Source organism: Phocaeicola vulgatus ATCC 8482 (genome assembly GCF_000012825.1).
Taxonomy (GTDB): Bacteria; Bacteroidota; Bacteroidia; order Bacteroidales; family Bacteroidaceae; genus Phocaeicola; species Phocaeicola vulgatus.
The window spans coordinates 3,856,979-3,881,785 of record NC_009614.1 but is presented as its reverse complement, the minus strand read 5'-3'; the positions used below and the strand labels follow the sequence as shown (position 1 = coordinate 3,881,785).

The 24,807-nt window shown below is 43.5% G+C and carries 22 protein-coding genes and 3 tRNA genes; 9 read left to right on the top strand and 16 right to left on the bottom strand.

The window, feature by feature from the left end; all coding sequences use genetic code 11:
- Positions 1-48 precede the first annotated feature (48 nt).
- From BVU_RS15475 to BVU_RS15465, 3 genes are all read left to right on the top strand, one after another.
- A tRNA-Lys gene (locus BVU_RS15475) sits at positions 49-121 on the top strand.
- A gap of 24 nt (positions 122-145) precedes the next feature.
- Positions 146-218: transfer RNA gene (locus tag BVU_RS15470), tRNA-Lys, on the top strand.
- A gap of 20 nt (positions 219-238) precedes the next feature.
- Positions 239-311 (top strand) — tRNA-Lys (locus BVU_RS15465).
- 133 nt (positions 312-444) lie between these two features.
- Here BVU_RS15465 and BVU_RS15460 read toward each other — a convergent pair.
- The 4 genes from BVU_RS15460 to BVU_RS15445 all read right to left on the bottom strand — a co-directional run bounded on the left by BVU_RS15460 (position 445) and on the right by BVU_RS15445 (position 4,351).
- Positions 445-663, bottom strand: a complete 219-nt coding sequence (locus tag BVU_RS15460; protein WP_005846573.1) for a hypothetical protein — start codon at positions 661-663, stop codon at positions 445-447.
- A gap of 461 nt (positions 664-1,124) precedes the next feature.
- Positions 1,125-1,709, bottom strand: a complete 585-nt coding sequence (locus BVU_RS15455; RefSeq protein ID WP_005846575.1) for a DUF6845 domain-containing protein — start codon at positions 1,707-1,709, stop codon at positions 1,125-1,127.
- A gap of 52 nt (positions 1,710-1,761) precedes the next feature.
- The gene (locus BVU_RS15450; RefSeq protein WP_005846577.1) at positions 1,762-2,010 is read right to left on the bottom strand and encodes a DUF6965 family protein; all 249 of its coding nucleotides are present in this window, start codon (positions 2,008-2,010) and stop codon (positions 1,762-1,764) included.
- Positions 2,011-2,026: 16 nt separating this feature from the next.
- Complete coding sequence (locus BVU_RS15445) at positions 2,027-4,351, bottom strand: BamA/TamA family outer membrane protein (protein ID WP_041174474.1); 2,325 nt, start codon at positions 4,349-4,351, stop codon at positions 2,027-2,029.
- Positions 4,352-4,452: 101 nt separating this feature from the next.
- Between BVU_RS15445 and BVU_RS15440 the strand changes: the two genes are divergently transcribed.
- On the top strand, positions 4,453-5,208 hold the full coding sequence (locus BVU_RS15440; protein ID WP_012055530.1) for an RNA methyltransferase: 756 nt from the start codon (positions 4,453-4,455) through the stop codon (positions 5,206-5,208).
- Between the two features lie 71 nt (positions 5,209-5,279).
- Here BVU_RS15440 and BVU_RS15435 read toward each other — a convergent pair whose 3' ends face one another.
- The 9 genes from BVU_RS15435 to BVU_RS15395 all read right to left on the bottom strand — a co-directional run bounded on the left by BVU_RS15435 (position 5,280) and on the right by BVU_RS15395 (position 15,656).
- Complete coding sequence (locus BVU_RS15435) at positions 5,280-5,603, bottom strand: hypothetical protein (RefSeq protein WP_005846585.1); 324 nt, start codon at positions 5,601-5,603, stop codon at positions 5,280-5,282.
- Positions 5,604-5,618: 15 nt separating this feature from the next.
- On the bottom strand, positions 5,619-6,593 hold the full coding sequence (locus tag BVU_RS15430; protein WP_016270477.1) for a DUF4296 domain-containing protein: 975 nt from the start codon (positions 6,591-6,593) through the stop codon (positions 5,619-5,621).
- A gap of 3 nt (positions 6,594-6,596) precedes the next feature.
- Complete coding sequence (locus BVU_RS15425) at positions 6,597-7,235, bottom strand: lipoprotein signal peptidase (RefSeq protein WP_005853257.1); 639 nt, start codon at positions 7,233-7,235, stop codon at positions 6,597-6,599.
- A 109-nt stretch (positions 7,236-7,344) separates the two neighbouring features.
- Positions 7,345-7,725, bottom strand: coding sequence for a TraR/DksA family transcriptional regulator (locus BVU_RS15420; protein WP_005846592.1), 381 nt, complete (start codon positions 7,723-7,725; stop codon positions 7,345-7,347).
- 23 nt (positions 7,726-7,748) lie between these two features.
- Positions 7,749-11,237 (bottom strand): isoleucine--tRNA ligase, encoded by a 3,489-nt coding sequence (ileS, locus tag BVU_RS15415; RefSeq protein WP_012055528.1) that lies wholly within the window; start codon positions 11,235-11,237, stop codon positions 7,749-7,751.
- A 208-nt stretch (positions 11,238-11,445) separates the two neighbouring features.
- The gene (locus BVU_RS15410) at positions 11,446-12,279 is read right to left on the bottom strand and encodes a helix-turn-helix domain-containing protein (protein ID WP_005846596.1); all 834 of its coding nucleotides are present in this window, start codon (positions 12,277-12,279) and stop codon (positions 11,446-11,448) included.
- Between the two features lie 498 nt (positions 12,280-12,777).
- Positions 12,778-13,596 (bottom strand): M48 family metallopeptidase, encoded by an 819-nt coding sequence (locus tag BVU_RS15405; protein WP_005846598.1) that lies wholly within the window; start codon positions 13,594-13,596, stop codon positions 12,778-12,780.
- A 253-nt stretch (positions 13,597-13,849) separates the two neighbouring features.
- The gene (locus BVU_RS15400) at positions 13,850-14,524 is read right to left on the bottom strand and encodes a bifunctional 4-hydroxy-2-oxoglutarate aldolase/2-dehydro-3-deoxy-phosphogluconate aldolase (protein ID WP_008668653.1); all 675 of its coding nucleotides are present in this window, start codon (positions 14,522-14,524) and stop codon (positions 13,850-13,852) included.
- A gap of 109 nt (positions 14,525-14,633) precedes the next feature.
- Positions 14,634-15,656, bottom strand: coding sequence for a sugar kinase (locus tag BVU_RS15395; RefSeq protein WP_005846604.1), 1,023 nt, complete (start codon positions 15,654-15,656; stop codon positions 14,634-14,636).
- A 243-nt stretch (positions 15,657-15,899) separates the two neighbouring features.
- On the opposite strand from BVU_RS15395, the gene BVU_RS15390 reads away from it, so the two are divergent.
- The 3 genes from BVU_RS15390 to BVU_RS15380 all read left to right on the top strand — a co-directional run bounded on the left by BVU_RS15390 (position 15,900) and on the right by BVU_RS15380 (position 19,935).
- Entirely contained in the window at positions 15,900-16,973 is a 1,074-nt protein-coding gene (locus BVU_RS15390) for a LacI family DNA-binding transcriptional regulator (RefSeq protein ID WP_012055526.1), read from the top strand.
- Positions 16,974-16,994: 21 nt separating this feature from the next.
- Positions 16,995-18,485, top strand: coding sequence for a UxaA family hydrolase (locus BVU_RS15385; RefSeq protein WP_012055525.1), 1,491 nt, complete (start codon positions 16,995-16,997; stop codon positions 18,483-18,485).
- A 145-nt stretch (positions 18,486-18,630) separates the two neighbouring features.
- Entirely contained in the window at positions 18,631-19,935 is a 1,305-nt protein-coding gene (locus BVU_RS15380; protein ID WP_005846612.1) for a Na+/H+ antiporter NhaC family protein, read from the top strand.
- Positions 19,936-20,112: 177 nt separating this feature from the next.
- Here BVU_RS15380 and BVU_RS15375 read toward each other — a convergent pair whose 3' ends face one another.
- Positions 20,113-20,964, bottom strand: coding sequence for a DUF4373 domain-containing protein (locus tag BVU_RS15375; RefSeq protein WP_012055524.1), 852 nt, complete (start codon positions 20,962-20,964; stop codon positions 20,113-20,115).
- A 618-nt stretch (positions 20,965-21,582) separates the two neighbouring features.
- Here BVU_RS15375 and BVU_RS15370 point away from each other — a divergent pair.
- Both BVU_RS15370 and BVU_RS15365 read left to right on the top strand, forming a co-directional pair.
- On the top strand, positions 21,583-21,861 hold the full coding sequence (locus tag BVU_RS15370; protein WP_005846617.1) for a LysO family transporter: 279 nt from the start codon (positions 21,583-21,585) through the stop codon (positions 21,859-21,861).
- Positions 21,858-22,478 (top strand): lysine exporter LysO family protein, encoded by a 621-nt coding sequence (locus tag BVU_RS15365; protein WP_005846620.1) that lies wholly within the window; start codon positions 21,858-21,860, stop codon positions 22,476-22,478. The genes BVU_RS15370 and BVU_RS15365 overlap by 4 nt, the downstream gene beginning before the upstream one ends.
- 63 nt (positions 22,479-22,541) lie before the next feature.
- On the opposite strand, the gene BVU_RS15360 is transcribed toward BVU_RS15365, so the two are convergent.
- Both BVU_RS15360 and ybaK read right to left on the bottom strand, forming a co-directional pair.
- Positions 22,542-24,203: a peptide MFS transporter gene (locus BVU_RS15360; RefSeq protein WP_012055523.1), complete on the bottom strand. Its 1,662-nt coding sequence runs from the start codon at positions 24,201-24,203 to the stop codon at positions 22,542-22,544.
- Positions 24,204-24,309: 106 nt separating this feature from the next.
- Complete coding sequence (ybaK, locus tag BVU_RS15355) at positions 24,310-24,795, bottom strand: Cys-tRNA(Pro) deacylase (RefSeq protein WP_012055522.1); 486 nt, start codon at positions 24,793-24,795, stop codon at positions 24,310-24,312.
- Positions 24,796-24,807: the final 12 nt, after the last annotated feature.

Genomic DNA, 24,807 nt, shown 5'->3' with positions numbered 1-24,807 from the left:
TGTTTAAAAGAAAACACCTACCTTTGCAACCGCAAATCAGAAATGAATGCACTCTTAGCTCAGTTGGTAGAGCAACTGACTCTTAATCAGTGGGTCCAGGGTTCGAATCCCTGAGGGTGTACGAAAGAAAAACAGTTTGTAATTTGCACTCTTAGCTCAGCTGGTAGAGCAATTGACTCTTAATCAATGGGTCCAGGGTTCGAGTCCCTGAGGGTGTACAAAAAATGGTTTGCATTTTGCACTCTTAGCTCAGTTGGTAGAGCAACTGACTCTTAATCAGTGGGTCCAGGGTTCGAATCCCTGAGGGTGTACAAAAGGAGTAACTTCGGTTATTCCTTTTTTTATAAGCCCGTCAAATAAAAGCGGCTACCCCTCCCGGGCCGCCGCTTTAAAATACAAATGAGCGTACAGCCATTAATGACTGCACAAGGAAAATCAGTTATCTTATATTTTTAATAATTCGCTAATTCTGCTCAAAACTCCCATATCCAAATCCTTTAACTCAATAACATTTAGTGTATCTGTAACATAAAGGTCATTGCCTAAAAATAAATATTTTGCATGAAATATCCTATTATTATAAAAGAAATCCAAAGCTATCTCCCTATCATTCTTTTTATTGCATAATTCTTTAATTCTATTTATAACATACGATTTTTCCATAACAAATAATATTACAGTACTTTTTTACAATTAATCTGCTACAAAGATAAAAAACCCCTTATTAAACTTCACATTATTTATAGAAAAGTTATGTGAAAGTTATTAACAATTTTATTATATTCAAGCTATTAAATGAACAATTAAAACAATATCAGTGATCCATCCGAGTTCTATTTATCCCATATACCTACCTTCTGTTTTTTTCCATCATTATAGCACAAGCTTAAACAATAAAATCCACAAGCAAGCATCTCCTACCGGAATGTCAAGTTTCTCCAAAGGGGAAACGTATAAAAGATGTATCTAAAAATAGTTCCTGAACAGGCTGAAAATAGTTAAGAGAGAAAAATCAAGAAGATTGGAAATGAAATAGCTTCCTCAACAACAAAGCAGAGAACAACAAGGATTTAATTTACATAATACAATCCAGACAGGCAGCCTTCCGGCTGCCTGTTATACTTCTATTTATCTTTAACATTTCCCTTTATAGGGGTCAGGGTTATTTTAGCCCCTTCAACTATCGGAGTTAATATATCAAAAATAACCTGTTTGTATTCAGATAAAGCAATACTCAATAATAGCTCCTCTTTTCTTATCTTATCCGCCAAAGCATTATTATCCTTTTTATATGATTGATCCTGCATATACAGCCGGTAAGTCTTATAGTTCTCATAAAATGCGGAAATAGACCGGAACAAGCGGCCATAATTTTCCTTCAGATTCTGACGATCATTCTCACTGAAGTAATTTCCCGGATTAGAAACAAACACTGTATCTTGAACAGAAACCACAGGCTGTGATACCACAGGCAGAGAATCTACCGGCATCTTCTGATCCAAATAGCCCAGCACCGCTTTTATCTCATTCTCATTAACTAAGTCTTTCAAGATTTTCAATGAGGTATCATAATACTTCATCACTTCATTCGCATTCTCCACACTCATGCTACTGCTATCCATAACGTGACTACTCTTGGAGCCACCGGAACAAGAGGATATGGAGAGGGCGCAAAGAAACACACCATACAATAATAAATTCTTCTTCATACTGCCAGTATTAAATTATAATACCTTGATAACAATATGAAATGATAATTGCTCACGCTCCTGTCCCGTTTTTTTCCAAATTGCTCTTAATTTTCTCTAACAAATAAAGGCATCCCTGCATTTTGGGATTTTCGTAGCATACATAGGCCTGTTCAAACAGCATATCTACCGTATCCTTTAAATTAGGAGTAAAAGCAGCCTTATCTATCTGCATTGTTGGGGGAAGTTCCTGAGAATCAAACCATTTTTTCAACTCATTAACCTCTTCTTGAGTATATGTTCTCTTTCTTTCTTTTATCATATTATATATATTTTCTTTAAAATGGATAACCTACTGCAAAGTGAAAAGCAAAATCACGGCTAAAGCGTGGTCGGATAACAGGATATCGCTTTTTACCTGTTTCCACAGGATTTATGGCCTTCATGCCACCGTCAAAACGCAAAATCAAATAATCCAGATCAAGGCGGATTCCCAAACCGTATGCTACAGCTATCTGTTTATAAAACTCGTTAAATTTGAACAAACCACCTTCCTGTCCGGAGTCATCACGAATAGTCCAGATATTACCGGCATCCACAAAAGCCGCTCCATTCAATTTCCAAAACAAATGAGTACGATATTCTATATTCAAGTCCAATTTAATATCACCAGCCTGGTTGATAAAGTCCATTCTCCCATCCTCACTACCTTTATAAACACCAGGTCCTAAAGAACGTACAGACCACCCACGTACACTGTTCGCGCCACCGGAAAAATACCTCTTTTCAAAAGGAAGCATTTTAGAGTTACCATACGGATAAGCCACCCCCACTCCTATATGAAACACAAATGAGTTACGCGGATCTATCATGAAATTCTTTGCAAAATCAAAATCTGCTTTCACATATTGAGCAAAAGGAATATTCGCCAGCACATAATCTTCTCCATCTTTCGGATTAGGGTGAACCAATTTGGAAGCAGCATACAGTAAATTACCAGCCTCTTCAATATTGGCACGAATAGAATAGGAATTTTTAGTAGGTGTACGCATCATGGCGTTTCCTGCACTGTTATAGGTAAAGCTGTACCCTGTACGCACAACAAGCTGATTTTCATAACTGGCTTTCAAAGCTGAATTCCTCAGACTCATGCTGTCCAAATATTCCTGAAAAGCCGATGACTTTCTAGGCATATATACATAATTGACATCTACCAAATCCAAACGGTGTTGCATACGTTTCCTGTCAGTCCATTTATAACTCCATGAAGCAGAAGCCAGTGTACGCGAAAATTCCGGACGAACTTGCGATGTGAACTTTAAGCCGACCTCTGAAGTCGCTCTAATTTTCTTTTTAAAATTCGATGATAGAAAAGGAAACATGAACTGAGGGAAATTCAAGCTGCTTTCTACCCCATACTCCATGTAATTATCATTCACATAATCCTGTGAAGCCACCCCCAATCCCGTAATGGCCTCATAAGCGCCACGCACTTTCATCATAAAGGTTTCGGAACCTTTGAATACATTGCGGTGCTGAAAAGAAACCGAGGCAGCCGCTCCCAAGTCACCAGCCGAATTAGTTCCTTCTACTTCAAACGCCATGGATTTATTTTTGTTCTTCGCCAAAAATACGTATGCGTCCAGTTGCGTACCATTTTCTCCATTCACTTCACGAAAACGAATATTAGAGTATTTCAAGGCACGCAAACGCCCCAGATTGGAATAGGTGTTTTGCACATCCTGTTCACTATACAGTTCTCCCGGACGGATACGATTGAAATCAACCAACACTTGCGGACGGAGAAAAGCCTTTCCCTTGTAATACATACTATATCCTTTGTATCGCAAAGAATCAAATTCTTCCAAAGTACCTTCCTGTACCGACATGATTTCATCATCCGCCAGAAAATTCACTTCTCCCACCTTGTATTGTCTATGCTTCTGCGGCAAATCTTCTTTTCTACGCTGATAAGGAAGTAATCTTAAAGTCAAGTCCACCAAATAGGTATTTCTAGCCGTATCCGCCTGATAGACCAAAAAATCCTTGTTGAACTTATAATAACCCTTATTCTGCAATAATTTGGTAATCCGCTGCCGTTCAGCATCCAGCACATTCACATCAAACAGCATACCGGGCGCCAACAAACTTTGGGCAGAAACCTGCCGCATGTAGTCACTGATAACCAAATCATCTATATCATACACCACATGACGTACCTTATAAGGATGCCCGGCATGAATACGGTAAGCCAATTTCAATTTGTTCTTCCTCGTTTTTTTATCCAGGTGCACAGTAGCCCCCATATACCCCATATTACGTACCGCTTTCTCTATTTCCTCCTGGGATTTCAGGGCAACAGATTCATCATAGATTACCGGAGCATCACCAATCTTCCTAAAAAAACGATTAATCCATTTAGTGGAGTCCACGCCTGAGACGCAATAAGTACGCATAGGTATCTTAACCAAATTGAACCATTTGGCATTAGGATTCTGACGAATATATGAATTGAATAGTGACGGCTTCACCTCCTTCGTTTCAGATACAATCCTGACCTCATCCAATAAATATTTATCCTCAGGAATAAATTTACTGACCGAACACGAGGTGCATAGTGCTATAATAAATGTGCATATATATGGGCGTGCGCTTTTCTTCATACAAATCCGTAACCTTCGCAAATTTATCTACAAAGATAGATATTAATTGAAAATATCTTCTTAGCTTTGCTCCAAATATTTGTTATTAAATAGAAATTATCATGCTGAGCAAAAACAAAATAAAATATATCCGTTCGTTGGAACTGAAAAAAAAACGCAAAGAAGAACAAGTTTTTGTGGCCGAAGGGCATAAATTGGTAGGCGATTTATTGGGACACTTCCCTTGCAAGTTACTGATTGCCACTTCCAATTGGCTGAAAATGAACCACTCTGCCACGGCCAACGAAATTATTGAAGTAACACAAGAAGAGTTGTCACGTGCCAGTCTTCAAAAGACGCCCCAAGAGGTATTGGCCGTTTTTGTACAACCTTCTTATGATTTAAATCCGGAAGTTATTAAAAGTTCTCTATGCCTGGCGCTGGACGATGTACAAGACCCAGGGAATCTGGGAACCATTATCCGCTTGGCAGACTGGTTTGGCATTGAACATATCTTCTGCTCGACAGGAACAGCAGATGTGTATAATCCCAAAACCGTACAGGCAACCATGGGGGCATTGGCAAGAGTAAAAGTTCATTACTGTTCTTTACCACAGCTTATTGAAAGCCTGACCGATATTCCTGTATACGGCACCTTTTTAAACGGGAACATTATTTATACAGAATCCCTGTCGGCCCATGGATTGATTGTCATGGGAAATGAAGGAAAAGGAGTAAGCCCTGAAGTAGAGAAACTGATAAACAAGAAGTTATATATTCCCAATTATCCTCAAGAACGGGAAACCTCCGAATCATTGAATGTGGCAATTGCCACAGCAGTGGTTTGCTCGGAGTTCAGAAGACGTTTATTGCCTTAAAATTCATATTTCCATCGGTATATGTAACAATTTCTGAATGGGAAATACTATAACGCTACCCTAAGCATATATTATAAACGTACCAGTCTGCTTCCCGTTGTAAACTCCTTTCCCGGCAAATCAAAATCAGCTATATGCCATGCATATACAGGCTGTTCACATCCTGTTTCCAGCATGGCACGGTGCAGGAAATCAGCAAACTTCTCTCCGGAACAAATCTCCAGCCCATACATCGGAGAAATAATAATCACTCCGCCTATCCATTGTGTCGCACTAAGCTCCTCCTTCAATGGAAAATATGCACGCACTCTACCGCTGTCTTCCAACTCCACTACATATTTAGAATAACAGCCATCCGCCGAAACATAAAGATAATGACAAGCAAAACGTCTCATACCCACAAAAGATAATTAATTTCTGCGCTTGATTCTCTGAGGACGATCTGAGTGAGAATGATCTGCCGCATTATTCTCCTTCATTTCACGTGGATTCATACGGACGGGAACATTTTTCCTGATATCCACCGATTGAATCGAATCTGCTTTCTTCTCTGTTACCACCGAATCAGTTCCAACACGCTGTTCCACAGCCAAACTATCTTTTCCGGCAACTGTCATTGTATCTACCGGTTCATGATAACGGGTCAAAGCAATATTATTGATAATCAGTCCCGGCTTATTCGTTGACGAATCACTATCCATATAGTAAATAAATCCGCTCACACTCTTGATGGCAAAAGCAGAATCAGGCTTTATATACAAAGTCTGCACACCGGAACACGTGATATCCTTCACACGCCCCACCACAGAATCATTATCAAACAAAATATTGAACCCCATAGTGGCTCTCCGTTCCCCTTCCGAAAGGAATATATAATCAGCAGACCACAGGAAAGCATCCTTTGCTTTGAAATTACTATCGGCGGGAATCTCAAAAGTCACCTTATTCGCCAACGGAACATCTGTCAGCCAATAAAGCTTACGGTCATACCATACATCCACAGTATCTCCCGGCAACGATGCAGCCGGTTTATCCTCACGCAACGCCAGCAACTCCTGCATGCGTTTTTTCTCACTGCGGAAGCGTTCCCCCACCTTTTTATAAAGACCGGCAAGTTCCTCCGTGTGACGTGTGTACCACACCATGGACGAATCGAAATCAGCTTCAGTAATATGATACTTCTCGAAGACATAATTCTTATACGCCTCCTTTTGATAATTATCAGAATAACTCAGATTATTGCCCATGGAGATACTTAAATGATAATCGTACAAGATATTCTCCATCCTGTCCGGCTGGATAATATCTTCAGGCACTTGCTTGCCACACCCCACCATAAAAGCCGCACCCAGCAGCCACACCCAAGTAATATTCCTGCGACGCATCATTTATTCTTTAATTTCTTCTGCTGACGGGTGAATATTCTTATTCAGATACTTACCGTAAAATAACAACAACGCCACAATACCGCAACTGATGGCAGCATCGGCAAAATTAAATATCGGACTGAAAAATATGAAATGTTCCCCTCCTATTCCCGGTATCCATTCGGGCCAGTTGGTTTCAATAATGGGAAAATAGAACATATCCACCACCTTACCATGCAACCATTCCGAATACCCTTCACCTACCGGAACAAAAGAAGCGATGGTACTATGAGTACTTTCATTAAAAACAACGCCATAGAACACACTGTCTATAATATTACCGATAGCCCCTGCCAAAATTAAAGAGATACATACAATATAACCAGTCTTATAATTCTGTTTCACTATTTTTGCCAGATACCAGATAATCAATCCCACAGCTACAATACGGAAGGTAGTAAGGAATAACTTTCCGAATATTTCCATACCGAAAGCCATGCCGTTATTTTCTGTAAAATAGATATAAAACCAATCTGTTATGCGGATACTCTCATGCCAGTACATATTGGTCTTTACCAATATCTTTATTATCTGGTCGATAATCAGAACTGCAAAGACGATAAGAACAGAGAGCTGCCCTTTGGTGAGTAGTTTCTTCATTTATTAAATTGAAAATTAATTAATGGTTAATGATTAGCCGTTAGCGGTTAATACTGTAACATGACAGTGAAACTCATTAACTATTAATCACTAACCATTAACCACTATTTTATTTCTTTCCTTCGTTCTTTGCCTCAATGCTCAGTGTTGCATGAGGTACTGCACGAAGCCTTTCCTTCGGAATCAACTTGCCGGTTTCACGGCAAATACCATAAGTTTTGTTCTCGATACGTACCAATGCCGCCTGCAACCCCTGAATAAACTTCAGCTGACGTGCCGCCAACCGGGTCGTTTCTTCTTTAGACAATGTATTAGCACCTTCTTCCAAAACTTTATAAGTAGGAGAAGTATCGTCCGTATCATTACCGTCCTTATTCATGATACTACTTTTCAGTCTATCATAGTCACGCTGAGCCAATTCCAGTTTTTCCATGATAATGGCACGGAATTCCTCCAGTTCCGCATCTGAATATCTAGTTTTTTCAGCCATATAACTTAGTTTTAAAAGGTTAATTATTCTTTTACGACACTCACATAAAGTGAGAAATCATCAAAATTTAATTCTGTACCGTTCTTCACTTCATCCACTAATTCCAGGGAGTTAGCAAGAACCTGGTTACAAATATAAGTATTATATTCATTTACCGCATCATCGGTTTGAGGATTTTTAGATAATGCCACTTTTATTTTGTCCGTTATCTCAAAACCACTGCTCTTACGGATATTCTGTATACGGTTTACCAATTCACGGGCAACCCCCTCACGACGCAGTTCTTCGGTTACGGTAACCTCCAAGGCCACAGTCAGTTTACCTTCATTGGCAACCAGCCATCCCGGAATATCCTCACTGAAAATCTCCACATCCGTTGTTTCGATAACCGCTTCCGCACCATCAAGCACAAAGGTATATTTACCATTTTTCTCCAATTCGGCAATAGCTTCCTGCGACATTCCGGCTACGGCTGCGGCGACAGCTTTCATCTGTTTGCCGAATTTCGGGCCGAGTTTTTTAAAGTCACATTTCACCTTTTTCACCAATACGCCTGCGGCTCCGTCTACAAACTTGATTTCTTTCACGTTCACTTCGCTCATAATCAAGTCTTTTACGGCTTCGATGTGCATTTTCTGCTCTTCGTCCACCACCGGAACCATGATACACTGCAAAGGCTGGCGCACTTTGATATTGACTTTGCGGCGCAATGCCAATACCATAGAAGTAACATCCTGAGCCATCTGCATACGCGCTTCCAGTTCTCCGTCTATCAATGCCTCATTACATTCCGGGAACTTGGCCAAGTGTACAGAAGCCACGGTGTCACGACCTGTAGCCGCAATCAAATCCGTATACAACCGGTCGGCATAGAACGGAGCGATGGGCGCCATCAGCCTGGCCACTGTTTCAAGACAAGTATACAATGTCTGATAAGCGGACAGCTTATCCTGTGACATGGCATTACCCCAGAAACGTTTACGGTTCAAGCGCACGTACCAGTTACTCAAATTATCATTTACGAAGTCTGTAATCAAACGTCCCGCCTTGGTCGGTTCGTAATCGTTGTAGCAAGCGTCCACGTTCTTCACCAATGAATTCAGAACAGACAGAATCCAACGGTCTATCTCCGGACGTTCATTTACCGGCACTTCCGCTTCCTGATAAGCGAAGCCATCCACATTGGCATAAAGTGCGAAGAACGAATAGGTATTATACAAAGTACCGAAGAATTTACGACGAACCTCATCCACCCCGTCGGTATCAAATTTCAAGTTATCCCACGGAGAAGAATTGGTAATCATGTACCAACGCAAAGGATCGGAGCCATACTGTTCGATAGCGCCGAACGGATCTACCGCATTGCCCAGACGTTTTGACATTTTGTTTCCGTTCTTGTCCAGAACCAAGCCGTTAGAGATTACGTTCTTGTAAGCCACACTGTCGAATACCATCGTAGCGATAGCATGTAACGTAAAGAACCAGCCACGGGTCTGGTCCACCCCTTCTGCAATGAAGTCCGCAGGATAATAAGTGCGGTTGTCCACAATTTCCTTATTTTCGAACGGATAGTGCAACTGCGCGTAAGGCATCGCACCGGAGTCGAACCACACATCAATCAAGTCCGCCTCACGTTTCATCGGCTTGCCGCTTTCAGATACCAAGATGATATCATCCACATACGGACGGTGAAGGTCTATCTTGTCATAATTCTCCCCGTTATATTCGCCCGGAACAAAACCTTTTTCCTTATAAGGATTGACGGTCATAAATCCGGCAGCTATTGATTTTTCTATTTCATCATACAATTCCTCTACGGAACCGATACAAAGCTCCTCTCCTTCTTCACTGCGCCAGATAGGCAGCGGAGTTCCCCAATAACGAGAACGGCTCAAGTTCCAGTCATTCAAGTTTTCCAGCCACTTGCCGAAACGGCCTGTTCCGGTAGATTCCGGCTTCCAGTTGATAGTCTTGTTCAGTTCCATCATGCGCTCTTTGGCTGCGGTAGACCGGATGAACCAACTGTCCAGCGGATAGTAGAGCACCGGTTTGTCAGTACGCCAGCAGTGCGGATAATTGTGTACATGCTTTTCTATCTTGAACGCCTTGTTGGCGGCTTTCATCATCATACAGATATAGATATCGAGTGATTCGGCGGCAGCGGCAGCTTTTTCATCGTACTTGCCATCTACAGTAAACTGAGGATCATAAGCATTCTTCACCCACCGGCCCTGATATTCCTTATATTTCTCTACGTCCACACATTCCTTTACGAAAGCCTCGTCCAGTTCGTCCAACAGATAGAATTTACCAGTCAGATCCACCATAGGACGGGTTTCCCCCTTCTTGTTTATCATGAACAGAGAAGGAATACCTGCCGCACGTGCCACAAAAGCATCGTCTGCACCGAATGTCGGAGCGATATGTACGATACCCGTACCATCTTCGGTAGTTACATAGTCACCGGGAATAACGCGGAATGCCTCACCGGCCGCTTCTTGCCATTTCCCGTTTTCATCCACTGTCACCGGTTTCACCCAAGGAATAAGCTGTTCATATTCCATGCCTACCAGATCCGGTCCTTTATATTCACCCACTACTTTGAACGGAATCAGTTTGTCACCCGGCTTATAGTCTTCCAGCGCCAATTCTTCCGCTTTCTTGTTAAAGTGAGTATAGAGCAAAGCTTTCGCCAACACTACGGTCATCTTTTCCCCGGTATATCCGTTGTAAGTCTGCACAGCCACATAGTCTATTTTCGGTCCTACGCACAATGCCGTATTCGAAGGCAATGTCCACGGAGTAGTGGTCCATGCCAGGAAATAAGGCGTTCCCCATTCCGCCATTTCGGGTTTCGGATTCTTCATCTTGAACTGTCCTACCACAGTGGTGTCTTTCACATCACGGTAACAGCCCGGCTGGTTCAGCTCGTGCGAGCTCAATCCTGTTCCGGCAGCCGGAGAGTAAGGCTGGATGGTGTAGCCTTTATATAACAGACCTTTGTTATAAAGCTGCTTCAAGAGCCACCACAGCGTTTCAATATAGCGGTTGTCATAAGTGATATAGGGATTCTCCAAATCCACCCAGTAACCCATCTTATGAGTAAGGTCTGTCCACTCTTTGGTAAACTTCATCACGTCCTTACGGCAAGCTGCGTTGTACTCGGCAACAGAAATGGTCTTTCCGATATCCTCTTTGGTGATATGCAATGCCTTTTCCACACCCAGTTCCACAGGCAGTCCGTGAGTATCCCATCCGGCCTTACGCTTTACCTGGAACCCTTTCATGGTTTTATAGCGGCAGAAAGTATCTTTAATGGTACGCGCCATCACGTGGTGAATACCCGGCATACCATTGGCCGAGGGAGGTCCTTCATAAAACACGAAAGAAGGACATCCTTCACGTTCTGTCATACTCTTGGCGAAAACATCGTTTTCATCCCACTTCTTCAGCACATCTTTATTGACCTGTGATAGGTTGAGTTGCGAGTGTTCAGCAAATTTCTTACTCATAATTTTATATCGTTTTCTTGTATTCTCTAACTAAAAGGCAATGCCTTCCAAAAATTAAGGTGCAAATTTACAAGAAAATTAGATAGATAGAAAGTTTTGACGCTTGTTTTTTTAATCAGATAACGGATACTGTTTCAGAATAACTGCATAAGGCATGGGAAAAGCCCCTGTTCTTATCAAAATCAACAGCAACAAGGACCGGTTCTTGTTATTGCAGTCTTTTCCGGTATGCCGAGGTATTTTCCCCCGTCATATTCTTAAAGAAGCGGCTGAAAGTACCCACACTTTCAAAGCCCAAAATCACCGATATCTCTTTGATGCTGTGCGAGGTATGCAGCAACAGCCGTTTCGCTTCGGTCACCACTCGTTCTTGTATAATCTTCAAAGGGGAAGGCATACCGTAGGCGGCAAATAAATTGGAAAGCGTCTTGGGAGAACGATGCAACAAAGCAGCATATGCCTGTACCTGTTTTTTCTCCTTGAAGTGATTGTCCACCAACACATAATAACGCTGGATGATGTCAAAACCTTTTTCATTAACCGGAAAGCCGGACAACTGCTTACGGGCCAGCCGGGTACACAGAATGATGAAACGTTTCAACAGCAGGCGGAGCATTTCTCCCTGCAGGTTATCCCGCAGGATGTATTCGGTAACCATTCTGTCCACCACCTCGTGCAACAGTTCGGAATCGGCTATCGGGAGCCGCAGATGCACTATACCGGAAGTTCCGTTAAACAGCACTCCGCTGCACGATACTTCTTTCTCGTGCTTGTAAATGCCGTAAAAATTCTCGTTGAAAAGAAGAGCAAGATACCTGCCCGATACATTCTTGAACTCCGTGCGGTGAAGATTACTCACAGAGATGATTTCATCCTGCTCCATCTCTATTTCCACATGGTCTACTATCAATGTCAGTTTGCCTTCCTGGACCCATATAAACTTATACAGACTACCATTGTCACAGATGACCCTGTCTGTGTGAAACGCTTCAGTCAGTATCATCGTTTCCTGCAAAGATGTATCGTATGCGTAATTCATCATGGCTAAACTGTTTTGTGCATTTCTTTCTGTTGGTTTATACAAAGATAGTGATTTTCACTTATATTAAACCACCCTGTTATTGCACAGTCCAGAAGCAATATACATAATTAACAATCTGATTTACAACGCATAGCACATATCACGATGTAAAGAGGAGGCAAAGTATCAGAAAGAAAAAAGGAATTTTTGCCATCATTTTAGGAAATCTAGCTATGATATAACCCTACAGGGAATTCGTCAACCATTAAAATAAGCGTATCTTTGTGCCAAGAGATTTCCTTCTATAATCTAGACGAAAAAGAACACTTGATTCTTTTAACCTGAACTTTGGACTTTGATTTTCTCCCAATAAGGATTTCTCTCATAATAAATTCAGATTTTATCCCGCCGGGAGGCAAGATAAGGTCATGCAAAAAAATCTCCCAAAAAAAGAAGAGGGTGTCCGCCATTGAAACGGACACCCTCTATTATGTGTATATCCACATTGCCGGAAACCATTTATTTCCCTGTTTCCCCCATCGTGTTTGCAGGTTTTTCAATACCTTCGCTTGTAGCACGTTCTTCCATACGCTGGATACGTGCGTCAAGATCGGGATGAGTAGAGAACAACTGATTCAGCTTGCTGCTTTTCTTTGCTCCTGCCTCTTCTTGCAATTTTTTCAATTTCTGGAATGACAATGCCATCGCCCAAGGATTCTTACCTGCTTTCTTCAGAAATTCGTAACCGTAATCATCGGCGGCGCGTTCCTGTTTTTGTGAATAAGTAGCATTGACCAATGCCTCTCCCAAGTCACCCAACTGGGAATCTGTCAGAGCAGCCGCTTTTCCTCCTTGTGATGAAATACCATCTTTCAATGCCGATGTCAGCAATGCGGTACGGAAGCCGTTCTTTGAGTCCTTGTGTGCCACATGGCCTACCTCATGGCCTATTACCCCCAACAGTTCTTCGTCTGTCATGATATCCATCAATGAAGAGAATACCCGCACACTACCGTCTGCACAGGCGAACGCATTTACATCAATCACATAATATACTTTGAAATTCAGCGGCATCCCTTCCACTTCGGTCAACCCTTCAGTCAGTTTTTTCAAACGGACAGTATACGGATCATCGTCTGCACAAACCTGATTATGCTTATCCATCCAGTCAATGTACTCCTTTACATACTCTGTCATCTGCTCATCGGTCAAAGTCACCGCCTTTGCAGCCTTCACGGCTCCCCCCACTGCCTTCTTCAAATTAAACTGGGCCATTGCAGGAGTTACCCCCGCCAAGCATAACAGCATGACGGCCACCTTTAATAATGCTTTTTTCATTTTTGTGTGTTTTAGATTAAACGCTTCATTTTATTTCTTAAGAAACGGTACAAAAGAACACATTTTTATTCTATCTACCAATCTTTACAAGAATATTTTTGCCAACGCCCCGCCTCAAGCACCCGCCGGAAAGTGAAAAGCCATCGCGAATCCACTTCGCGATGGCCCTTACCCATTTTATATACACCTTTAAACAAAATGATACCCACGCCCTAATTCACTAACCCCTTGCGGGCATGAGCTGATCTTTTTCTTATTTATTTGCACGGGCTTCCGCAATGTAGCCCAATGCTTCTTTACATTTTGCCGTTACATACGCCCAGTCTTCCGCGGCTACCTTGTCGCCAGGGAACAATTTAGAACCCATACCCACACAGAACACACCTGCCTTAATCCAAGAAGTCAGATTTTCCTGAGTCGGTTCCACACCACCGGTTACCATCAGTTTAGACCAAGGCATCGGAGCCAGCAGACCTTTAACCAATTTTGCTCCCAATACATCACCCGGGAATATTTTGCAAAGATCGCAACCTACTTCTTGAGCGAAACCTACCTCGGACACACTTCCGCATCCCGGAGTATAAGCCACCAAACGACGGTTGCACACTTTAGCGATTTCAGGATTGAACAACGGACCTACCACAAAGCAAGCACCCAATTGCAAGTAAAGAGCGGCAGTAGCAGGATCAACGATAGAACCTACTCCCATAGCCATTTCAGGACACTCCTTTGCCGCGTATTTCACAACTTCCGCAAACACTTCATGAGCAAAGTCACCACGGTTTGTAAATTCGAATGCACGAACTCCGCCGTCATAACAAGCTTTCACCACTTTCTTTGCCACTTCTGCATCTTTATGGTAGAATACAGGAACCATACCGGTTGAACCAATCTTGTCCAACACTGCTATTTTATCAAAACGAGCCATAATGTTATATTTTAGTTTAAATGAAAGATAGGAACACAAATGATACAAATAAAACATGTATCAAAAATTTGCGTTATTTGCGTCATTCGTGTTCCTATAAAAAACAAATTTAGCGTTGTACACGTCCGCTGGCATCGCCACCGGCCAATGCTTCCACTTCATCTACAGATACCAGGTTGAAGTCACCGTTGATAGTATGCTTCAAAGCAGAAGCGGCAACAGCAAATTCAAGGGCGGCACCCTGATTCGGTTTGGTCAGCAGACCGTGAATGATACCTCCGGAGAATGAGTCGCCACCACCTACCCGGTCAATAATCGGGTTGATGTCATAGCGTTTTGATTCATAAAATTCTTCTCCGTTATAAATCATAGCCTTCCAGCCGTTGTGAGTAGCCGAGAATGATTCGCGCAAGGTAGAAACCACATATTTAAAGCCGAATTCTTTTGCCATAGCCTTGAAGATTCCTTTGTAACCTTCCGCATTGGTTTCACCGGCTTCCACATTCGCTTCCGGTTTGAAGCCCAGACAAAGTTCGGCATCTTCTTCGTTACCTATACATACATCTACATACTGCATCAACGGTTTCATGATAGACTGTGCTTTTTCTTTTGTCCACAGTTTCTTGCGGAAATTCAAGTCTACAGATACCGTAACGCCATGACGTTTTGCAGCTTCACAAGCCAGTTTGGTCAGTTCGGCAGCCTTGTCAGAAATAGCCGGAGTGATACCCGACCAGTGGAACCAGTCCGCACCTTCCATGATAGCGTCAAAGTCGAAATCGCAAGGATCGGCTTCGGCGATAGCCGAGTGGGCACGGTCATAAATTACTTTGCTAGGACGCATGGAAGCTCCTGTTTCCAGATAATAGATACCTACGCGGTCGCCACCACGACAGATGAAATCGGTCTTCACACCATATTTACGCAATGCATTCACAGCAGACTGTCCAATTTCGTGTTTCGGCAATTTAGTTACGAAATAAGCTTCGTGACCGTAGTTCGCGCAACTCACCGCTACGTTCGCTTCACCACCGCCATAAACAACATCAAATGAATCCGACTGTACAAAACGTGTATTTCCCGGAGTTGACAATCTCAACATAATTTCACCTAAGGTTACTACTTTTCCCATAATTTCGTGATTTTAAATTGTTATATATTTATTCGTTTAACTTTCAACCCAATTAAAATACTGGTTTACATATCCATAGACGAATCACATCGTAACCTTGTACTCAACAGACCACTCAAATAATTCATCCGTGTGCGTGCACAAAGGTACTATTTATTTTTTTAAAACCAAAAATTGTTATATATTTGTATCGAAAAAAAATAAATTATCAGTGTGCACGAGCACAATATATATAATTAAGGTATGAATAAACTGCCCGAAAGAATCAGAATCAAGGATATCGCGCGCCTGGCAGATGTGTCAGTCGGCACAGTAGACCGTGTATTGCATGGCCGCACAGGGGTATCCGAAGCCAGCCGGAAACGGGTGGAAGAAATATTGAAGCAACTGGATTACCAGCCCAATATGTATGCCAGCGCATTGGCATCCAACAAAAAGTATCTGTTTGTCTGCCTGCTGCCACAGCACAAGGAAGGCGATTACTGGACCGATGTGGAACTGGGAATGAAAAGAGCCGTAGAAACCTTTTCGGATTTCCACATCACCCTGTCCGTGATGTACTATGACCAATATGAATATTCCTCCTTCATCAATGCCGGTGAGGAAATACTGAAACAAGAGCCGGACGGCGTATTGCTCGCCCCCACTATTCCTGAGATGACGGCCAGATTCACCGACAAGTTACAAGAACGGGAAATACCTTATATATTTATAGACTCCAACGTGGCCAGTCTGAACCCGCTGGCATTCTTCGGGCAGAAATCCGACCAAAGCGGATACTTTGCCGCCCGCATGGCCATGATGTTGGGAGAATGTCCCAAAGAAATCGTTATCTTCAGACAAATCAACGAAGGCCGCCTGGGATCAAACCAGCAGGAAAACCGTGAAAAAGGATTCAGAAAATATATGCAGGAGCATTTTCCCGACTGCAAGATAGTGGAACTGAACCTCTACGCCAAGCGTCCGGACGAGGACGAGGCGCTGATGAACCGCTTTTTCCAAGAGAACCCACAGGTTACGTGCGGCATCACTTTCAACTCGAAAGTGTACATTATAGGAGAATATCTCATCGGACACAACATGAAAAATTTCAAACTGATTGGGTACGATTTATTACACCGGAACGTCTCTTGTCTGAAAGAGGGCGCAGTGGATTTCCTGATTGCTCAGCAACCTACCGCACAAGGATACAGCGGCGTAGAGAGCCTGTGCAATCACCTGATCTTCAAGAAAGAGGTGAAACAATGCAATTACATGCCCATCATCCTGCTTTCGGTGGAGAACGTGGATTTCTATCTGGATGCGCATAAAAAGTAAATCTGATAACTAAAAATAGAAATGGAAACAAAGTATTTGAAAATCAATCCGGCTGATAACGTAGTGGTGGCTATCTCGGATTTAAAAGCAGGCGAGGCCATCACGGTAGACGGTCATGCCATCACGTTGAAGGAAGACGTGCCTGCCGGCCATAAGGTGACACTGAAAGATTTCGCCCAAGGCGAGAATATCATCAAGTATGGTTACCCCATCGGCCATGCCGTGACTGCCGTGGAACAAGGACGCTGGATCAATGAAACCCAGATAAAGACAAACCTTGCCGGACTGTTGGATTACACCTACAATCCGGTCAGCGTAGACCTCAATATCCCGAAGAAAGACCTGACGTTCAAAGGATACCGCCGCAAAAACGGTGATGTAGGTATCCGTAACGAGGTATGGATTATCCCCACCGTGGGTTGTGTAAACGGTATCATCGGACAACTGGCCGAAGCGTTACGCCGCGAAACCAACTGCGAAGGTGTGGACGCTATCGTGGCATTCCCTCACAACTATGGCTGTTCACAGCTGGGCGATGACCACGAGAATACCAAGAAAATTCTCCGCGACATGATTCTGCATCCTAATGCAGGAGCCGTACTGATTGTCAGTCTGGGCTGCGAGAACAACCAGCCGGATGTTTTCCGCGAGTTTCTGGGCGATTACGACACAGACCGCGTAAAGTTCATGGTAACCCAGAAAGTGGGGGATGAATTTGAAGAGGGTATGAAGATTCTGCGTGAACTGTACACCAAAGCCAAGACCGATGTACGCGAGGATGTTCCTTTGTCCGAGCTGCGTGTAGGCTTGAAATGCGGCGGTTCGGATGGCTTCTCAGGTATCACCGCCAATCCGTTGCTGGGTATGTTCTCCGACTTCCTGATTGCACAGGGCGGTACTTCCGTACTGACGGAGGTTCCCGAAATGTTCGGTGCGGAAACCATCCTGATGAACCGTTGCCGCACCAAGGAACTGTTCGAGCAGACCGTACACCTGATTAATGACTTTAAGGAATATTTCCTGTCACACGGCGAACCAGTGGGCGAAAATCCGTCACCGGGCAACAAGGCAGGTGGTATCTCCACCCTGGAAGACAAAGCGTTGGGATGTACCCAAAAATGCGGCAAAGCATACGTTGACGGAGTTATGGGCTATGGCGACCGCCTGAAAGTGAAAGGTTTGAACTTGCTTTCCGCACCGGGCAACGATTTGGTAGCTGCCACCGCCCTCGCCTCCTGCGGCTGTCACATGGTGCTCTTCACTACCGGCCGCGGTACTCCGTTCGGTACGTTTGTTCCTACCATGAAGATTTCCACCAACTCCACTCTGGCTAAAAACAAACCGGGATGGATTGACTTCAATGCCGGAGTCATCGTAGAAAACGAACCGATGGAAAAGACCTGCGAACGCTTTATAGACTATATCATCCGTGTTGCCAGCGGAGAACCGGTAAACAATGAAAAGAAGAATTATCGTGAAATCGCCATCTTCAAGACAGGCGTGACACTATAATCCAATTTTATCCCCAACTTTCCCAATACCCTTACAGCCCTGCCTTCCCTGTTACGAAGGTGGGGCTGTGACCTTTTTCCCCCATATATTGTTATACAGCAAGTCTTTTTGTAACTTTGCACCTCATTTTATAAAATACAAATTCATGAACGGTGAAAAATTAACTCCAATAACCAATAAGCCCAGTCTATGGGCACTCAGTCCACTGCTGGTATTTCTATGCCTGTATCTGGTGACCTCCATCATTGTAAACGACTTCTATAAAGTCCCCATCACGATTGCTTTCATGGTATCCTCGGTCTATGCGGTATGCATCACCAAAGGCCTGAGCCTGAATGAGCGAATGCTGCAATATTCCATCGGCGCAGCCAACAAGAACATCATGCTGATGATCTGGATTTTCATCCTGGCAGGCGCATTCGCCCAAAGTGCCAAAGATATCGGGGCCATTGACGCGACCGTCAACCTTACGCTTCTTCTGCTGCCGGACAATCTGCTGCTGGCAGGCATCTTCCTGGCTGCCTGTTTCATCTCACTCTCCATCGGAACCTCGGTAGGAACCATCGTGGCACTAGTCCCCGTGGCAGCAGGCATCGCAGAGAAAACCGACATGAACCTGGCCTTCATGACAGGTATCGTGGTGGGAGGAGCCTTCTTCGGCGACAACCTTTCATTCATCTCGGATACCACCATCGCCGCCACCCGTACCCAGGGATGCGCCATGCGTGACAAGTTCCGGGTAAACTTCATGATAGCCCTTCCGGCCGCTCTGATGGTTTTCGGCTACTATATTTTCAGAGGGATGGACGTGATGACCACCCACGACATCCAGTCGGTGGAATGGATCAAAATCCTCCCCTACCTGGTTGTGTTGGGAACCGCCATAGCAGGTATGAATGTGGCACTCGTACTGATACTGGGCATCGCCACAACGGGAGTGATCGGCCTGTTCACGGGGAGCATCGGCCTGTTCGACTGGCTCGGCTCCATGGGCACAGGGATCACCGGGATGGGTGAGCTCATCATCATCACCTTGATGGCAGGCGGTATGCTGGAACTGATCCGTTTTAATGGCGGAGTGGACTATATCATCCAAAAACTGACCAAACATGTCAACAGCAAACGCGGAGCCGAACTTTGCATCGCGGCTTTGGTGAGTATCGCCAATTTCTGCACAGCCAACAATACGATAGCCATCATCACAGTGGGACCGCTTGCCAACGATATCGCTACCCGCTACAGGGTGGACAAACGCAAGAGTGCAAGTATTCTGGATACTTTCTCGTGTGTCATCCAGGGAATCATCCCTTACGGAGCACAAATGCTGATTGCTGCCAAACTGGCTTCCCTGTCTCCTTTGAGCATTATCGAATACTTGTACTATCCGGTAGCCATCGGGATATTTGCCCTGCTGAGCATCTTCTTGAGATACCCCAGACGGTATTCGTGAAAACAAGCGGCAGACGGTTATATTCCACCACGCACAGACCGGCTGAACTCTTTCGCAATGTCCAGACGATGAAGGTGAAAGATTTATAATCTTACAGCTGTAAGATATAGCATCTTACACGTGAAAGATCCATATCTTCCGTGATTAACGGCGCGTACCTGGGGAGGCAAATAGCATTCAACAAAGATACGATATGCATTTATCCATGGGCGGTCCAACTCCTCTTTCTTCCAAATCCGGAATCGTGCGTGGTGTATCCACCCGAACCCGGATAGGGAAAATCTCATTGATATAGCGTTTCTGTCGAAGTGTTACCCTGACATTTTTTTCATAGCAAAAAAACATGTTGTTGCCGATGCCGATGTTTCTTTGTATGATGTTAACATCATCTTTCTTTTTCTTCTCTTCTCTATTCTTTTCTTCTCTTATAAAGTTTTGCTTAAAGCTTGCTTGCAAATCCCCATTAACACATTCATTATCAATGCATTGCAGTGTGTTTTCGGTTACATTTTCATCATCACTTTTTTCAATCGTGTTTTTCATGCATTTTACACTGTTTTCCGCATTGCTTTCCGTGTTGTTTTCCTTATTGCCTGCATCGTCATTCGCTTCTTTATCCGCTGCCGTGAGGACAGTAGAAGTGATTACTTTTTCAGCTGTCTGCACAGTCTTTTTCTTGCTGCTTCTTCCGCCTTTGCTACCGGCGGCGGCACGTTGCTCCGAAAGCTTATTCTGATAACCCATCACCTCATCCAGATACAGGCATCGGAAATATCCGTCCTCCGTTATGACAAACAAGTTAAAGTCTTTAATGAGATGCTGCAGATCTTCCACTGTAGCCCCCCATTGTTCAGCCAACAAATCCAGTTCGTTAAAATCGTGTTTGTATTCCTGTTGCCTTCGCAGGAACAATATCATTTGAATATATAATCCTATTCCCATGCATTTCATTTCGGCATTCAGCTTCATCATTTTGTAATCCGACATCAAACTGCAATTCAGCCGGATAAACTGTTCGGTGTAATCCATTCCTTTGGTGTGTTAGTATATAAATAGATTACAAAGAAACAAAAAATATCAATAGGGTGTATAGATAATTGCCACCAATTATGACATTATCTTCATTTTTATCTCAAACAAATATAAACAACTAGTACACAAACACTTACACAGCACATTCAATTCAAGAAAAAAGTATAATTCTCCAGAAAAGATAAAGTTCTTATCCCCTGCAATTAATGAATATTTTTTATCGCCAGAATTCGGAGATAAATTCCCAATAAATGATCCTATGTTAAAACACACGCTATATCCGTCCAAAGGTAACAGAAGAAGATTTATGAATATTTATTTTGAAAATATACATAAAAGGATTATCTTTGCACCGCAAATGAATCAATGATATGAACCAATTACAGACTACATACAGCATACATCACCTTACATCGGGAAATACCCCCCTGTGTAATCACTTCATTGTGCATGTACATTGGTTCAGCGGATTTGTTTAGATTTCCACTCACACGTAATTTATTACCCAACTTTCATCCTACCCACACACGTGCCCGATGAAAGATATATTGCATGATGGTTCTCATTCGGTGAAACCGTCGGGTTGTATATGTTTTACTAAAAAAATTGATTGCTATGTTTACTATTATATCTATTATGTTTGTTGGTATCGGTATAGGATATGTATTGCGCAACTTGCAGTTTTTACAGAAAATAGAAAAGAGTACATCACTCACTATCTTCCTGCTGCTGTTTGTTTTGGGAATCTCTATCGGCTCCAACAGCTTAATCATTAACAATTTAGGCAGATTCGGATGGCAGGCGGCTATATTGGCTACATTAAGCATTTTGGGCAGTATGCTAGCTTCTTTTCTGGTATTTCATCTGTTTTTTAAGAAAGGAGGCAAACAATGAAAGGCAGTTTGGTTGTTGTCGCATTTTTTTGTGCAGGATGTATGATTGGAGCTGTCAATAATTTCCAGTATGACATGCACTCTGTTTCCATGTATGTGCTTTATGCACTGATGCTCCAAGTAGGAATCAGCATAGGCAGCAATAAGAAATTGAAAGAACTGATTAAAAGCTTACGGCTGAAAATGCTCCTGGTACCGATGGCTACCATTGCGGGAACCTTGCTTTTCTCGGCACTGGCCAGCCTGCTATTAAGCCAATGGAGTGTATTCGACTGTATGGCGGTGGGCAGCGGCTTTGCCTATTATTCACTATCCTCCATCCTGATCACACAGTTCAAGGAACCGTCTATCGGATTACAACTGGCCACCGAATTGGGAACCATTGCGTTACTGGCCAATATTTTCCGAGAGATGATGGCATTGCTCGGTGCTCCGCTCATACGGAAATATTTCGGACAGCTGGCTCCTATCTCGGCTGCCGGAGTGAACTCGATGGATGTATTGCTGCCATCCATCACACGTTATTCGGGAAAAGACATGATTCCCCTGGCCATATTCCACGGAATACTGATTGATATGAGTGTTCCTGTTTTCGTATCCTTCTTCTGTAATTTATAAAAAAAGAGAAGCCCGCTTGATTGGTTAAGCGGGCTTCTTTTTCATATATAATATAGGCGGGAATTATTTCGCAACCTTTTCCAGTTTCTTCATGATAGAGAAGATGAACAATGCGGAAAGCAAGCAGCACACAATCAATACACTCCATACCATCCACAACTGCATATCACCCCACAAATAACCGATGATAGCTACCAGATAGTTACCAATAGCAGTAGCCACAAACCAAAGTCCCATCATAGCGCCTTTATACTTGGGAGGAGCTACCTTGGAAACAAATGAGATACCCATCGGTGACAGGAACAATTCGGCAAAAGTCAATACCAGATAAGTCGAGATCAGCCAGTTGGGTGAAACCAACGCGCTCTCGGCAATACCATTGGCTTCTACTTCGGCAGGAGTAGGCAGACCGAATGAGCCGAATGCCAGCAACATGAAACCTACTGCGGCAATCACCATACCGATACCGATTTTACGCGGAGCTGATGGCTCTTTTCCTTTCTTTGCCAATGAACCGAATACTGCCAGTGATACCGGAGTCAGAGCGACAACGAAGAAGGGGTTAAACTGTTGGAAAATCTGAGGAAGGATAGGCAATGTAGGGTCCATAGTACCATAATTGACTCCTAAAACCACAAGAGCCAAGGTAGCAATAACGCCTGAAATCAATTTGCCCTTGCCTGTCTTGGACTGGAACAGTGAGAAACCTGCATAAACGGTTACAATAAGCAGAGCCAGATTCCATACGCTGAAGCCAAGGCGATCCAGACCGGTTACCTCATGTGCCGTGTAGTCACGGGCGAAGAAGGTCATGGTAAGACCGTTCTGATGGAATGCCATCCAGAAGAAAATAACCACAGCGAATACCAGTAACAAAGCGACGATGCGTTCTTTGGTCTGTGCGGGAGTCAGCTCTTCTTCGTGTACATTGGCCGGTTTAGCCTGCTTGGAGTTGTAATCGGCATGTTTGAATGTAGAACGGAAAATAACATAAATAGCCATAGAGGCAACCAGTGAGATACAAGCTACACCGAAACCATAATTATAGGCTTCAGACAATTTATCAATATAGGTAGTACAGAAATCAGCCATACTTCCTGTGAAATTCTGTGCGGTCTGCATGGCAGTCAGTGTGGCCTCACCTTCGGCGGTAATCGTACCGTCCAGGAACTGGTGTGCCAAAGAAGGTATCTGGGGCACATAGCTGAAGCCTGCTTTGCCCAACACATAGTTGGTCATGGCAGTAGCGGCAGTCGGAGCGAACAGGGCGCCGATGTTGATTGCCATATAGAACAAACTGAAAGCGGTATCACGTTTCGCGCTATACTCAGGAGCATCATACAGATTACCTACCATTACTTGCAGATTTCCCTTGAAAAGTCCGGTTCCCAAAGCAATCAGGGCAAGAGCGCCGAACATGGAATACAATCCGATATTGGTTGCCATCGGGATAGCCAGCAGCACATAACCGGCAAACATGATAACGATACCGGTAGTAACCATCTTGCCATAACCGAATTTATCGGCCAGGATACCTCCGATAAGCGGCATGAAATACACTCCTGCCAGGAAACTGGCAAAGATTGTTGACGTCGTGGCGGCTGTAAAGCCGAATTTCGCTTGCAGGAAGAGAGTGAAAATAGCAAGCATGGTGTAATAACCAAAGCGTTCGCCGGTATTGGCGAGAGCTAATGCGTATAAGCCTTTAGGCTGTCCTTCAAACATAGTTGATAAAGATTTAATTAATAGTTAGTATTCTTTTTTTGCAAAGATATAACTTTTAGTCTATCTGAAAAAAAAAGAGCCACAAATGTGACTCTTTTTGGCATATTTATTCGGTGAAAAGGGAACAAATCTCTGCTTTCGTTTCTTTTATCAGGTCATCGGCCGCTATTTTTATCTGTAATCCGCGGATACCGGCACTGATATAAATGTACGGGAATGCGATGCAAGTCTCGTGTATATAGGTGGGGAAATGCTTTTTCATGCCGATGGGAGAACATCCTCCCCGGATATATCCTGTCAGGGGAAGCAGCTCTTTCATGGGAATCAGGTCGCATTTCTTGTTACCTGAGACTTTTGCCGCCATTTTTAAATCCACCTCGTGCTCGCCGGGTATGACACAGACAAAATATCCGGATTTATCCCCATGAAGCACCAAAGTCTTGAAGACTTGTTCTATGTTCTCGCCCAAACTGGCGGCAACGTGAACAGCGCTGAGGTCGTTCTCGTCTACTTCGTATGAAATAAGCTCGTATGCTATCTTGGCCTTATCAAGCAGACGGGCTACGTTGGTTTTAGCTATTTTCTCTTTCATTGCTGGTATGCC

What these genes read in the sequence shown, in the direction of transcription:
- BVU_RS15460 (WP_005846573.1), bottom strand. Translation starts at nt 663, where the DNA reads ATGGAAAAATCGTATGTTATAAATAGAATTAAAGAATTATGCAATAAA.
- BVU_RS15455 (WP_005846575.1), bottom strand. Translation starts at nt 1,709, where the DNA reads ATGAAGAAGAATTTATTATTGTATGGTGTGTTTCTTTGCGCCCTCTCC.
- BVU_RS15450 (WP_005846577.1), bottom strand. Translation starts at nt 2,010, where the DNA reads ATGATAAAAGAAAGAAAGAGAACATATACTCAAGAAGAGGTTAATGAG.
- BVU_RS15445 (WP_041174474.1), bottom strand. Translation starts at nt 4,351, where the DNA reads ATGAAGAAAAGCGCACGCCCATATATATGCACATTTATTATAGCACTA.
- BVU_RS15440 (WP_012055530.1), top strand. Translation starts at nt 4,453, where the DNA reads ATGCTGAGCAAAAACAAAATAAAATATATCCGTTCGTTGGAACTGAAA.
- BVU_RS15435 (WP_005846585.1), bottom strand. Translation starts at nt 5,603, where the DNA reads ATGAGACGTTTTGCTTGTCATTATCTTTATGTTTCGGCGGATGGCTGT.
- BVU_RS15430 (WP_016270477.1), bottom strand. Translation starts at nt 6,593, where the DNA reads ATGCGTCGCAGGAATATTACTTGGGTGTGGCTGCTGGGTGCGGCTTTT.
- BVU_RS15425 (WP_005853257.1), bottom strand. Translation starts at nt 7,235, where the DNA reads ATGAAGAAACTACTCACCAAAGGGCAGCTCTCTGTTCTTATCGTCTTT.
- BVU_RS15420 (WP_005846592.1), bottom strand. Translation starts at nt 7,725, where the DNA reads ATGGCTGAAAAAACTAGATATTCAGATGCGGAACTGGAGGAATTCCGT.
- ileS (WP_012055528.1), bottom strand. Translation starts at nt 11,237, where the DNA reads ATGAGTAAGAAATTTGCTGAACACTCGCAACTCAACCTATCACAGGTC.
- BVU_RS15410 (WP_005846596.1), bottom strand. Translation starts at nt 12,279, where the DNA reads ATGATGAATTACGCATACGATACATCTTTGCAGGAAACGATGATACTG.
- BVU_RS15405 (WP_005846598.1), bottom strand. Translation starts at nt 13,596, where the DNA reads ATGAAAAAAGCATTATTAAAGGTGGCCGTCATGCTGTTATGCTTGGCG.
- BVU_RS15400 (WP_008668653.1), bottom strand. Translation starts at nt 14,524, where the DNA reads ATGGCTCGTTTTGATAAAATAGCAGTGTTGGACAAGATTGGTTCAACC.
- BVU_RS15395 (WP_005846604.1), bottom strand. Translation starts at nt 15,656, where the DNA reads ATGGGAAAAGTAGTAACCTTAGGTGAAATTATGTTGAGATTGTCAACT.
- BVU_RS15390 (WP_012055526.1), top strand. Translation starts at nt 15,900, where the DNA reads ATGAATAAACTGCCCGAAAGAATCAGAATCAAGGATATCGCGCGCCTG.
- BVU_RS15385 (WP_012055525.1), top strand. Translation starts at nt 16,995, where the DNA reads ATGGAAACAAAGTATTTGAAAATCAATCCGGCTGATAACGTAGTGGTG.
- BVU_RS15380 (WP_005846612.1), top strand. Translation starts at nt 18,631, where the DNA reads ATGAACGGTGAAAAATTAACTCCAATAACCAATAAGCCCAGTCTATGG.
- BVU_RS15375 (WP_012055524.1), bottom strand. Translation starts at nt 20,964, where the DNA reads ATGGATTACACCGAACAGTTTATCCGGCTGAATTGCAGTTTGATGTCG.
- BVU_RS15370 (WP_005846617.1), top strand. Translation starts at nt 21,583, where the DNA reads ATGTTTACTATTATATCTATTATGTTTGTTGGTATCGGTATAGGATAT.
- BVU_RS15365 (WP_005846620.1), top strand. Translation starts at nt 21,858, where the DNA reads ATGAAAGGCAGTTTGGTTGTTGTCGCATTTTTTTGTGCAGGATGTATG.
- BVU_RS15360 (WP_012055523.1), bottom strand. Translation starts at nt 24,203, where the DNA reads ATGTTTGAAGGACAGCCTAAAGGCTTATACGCATTAGCTCTCGCCAAT.
- ybaK (WP_012055522.1), bottom strand. Translation starts at nt 24,795, where the DNA reads ATGAAAGAGAAAATAGCTAAAACCAACGTAGCCCGTCTGCTTGATAAG.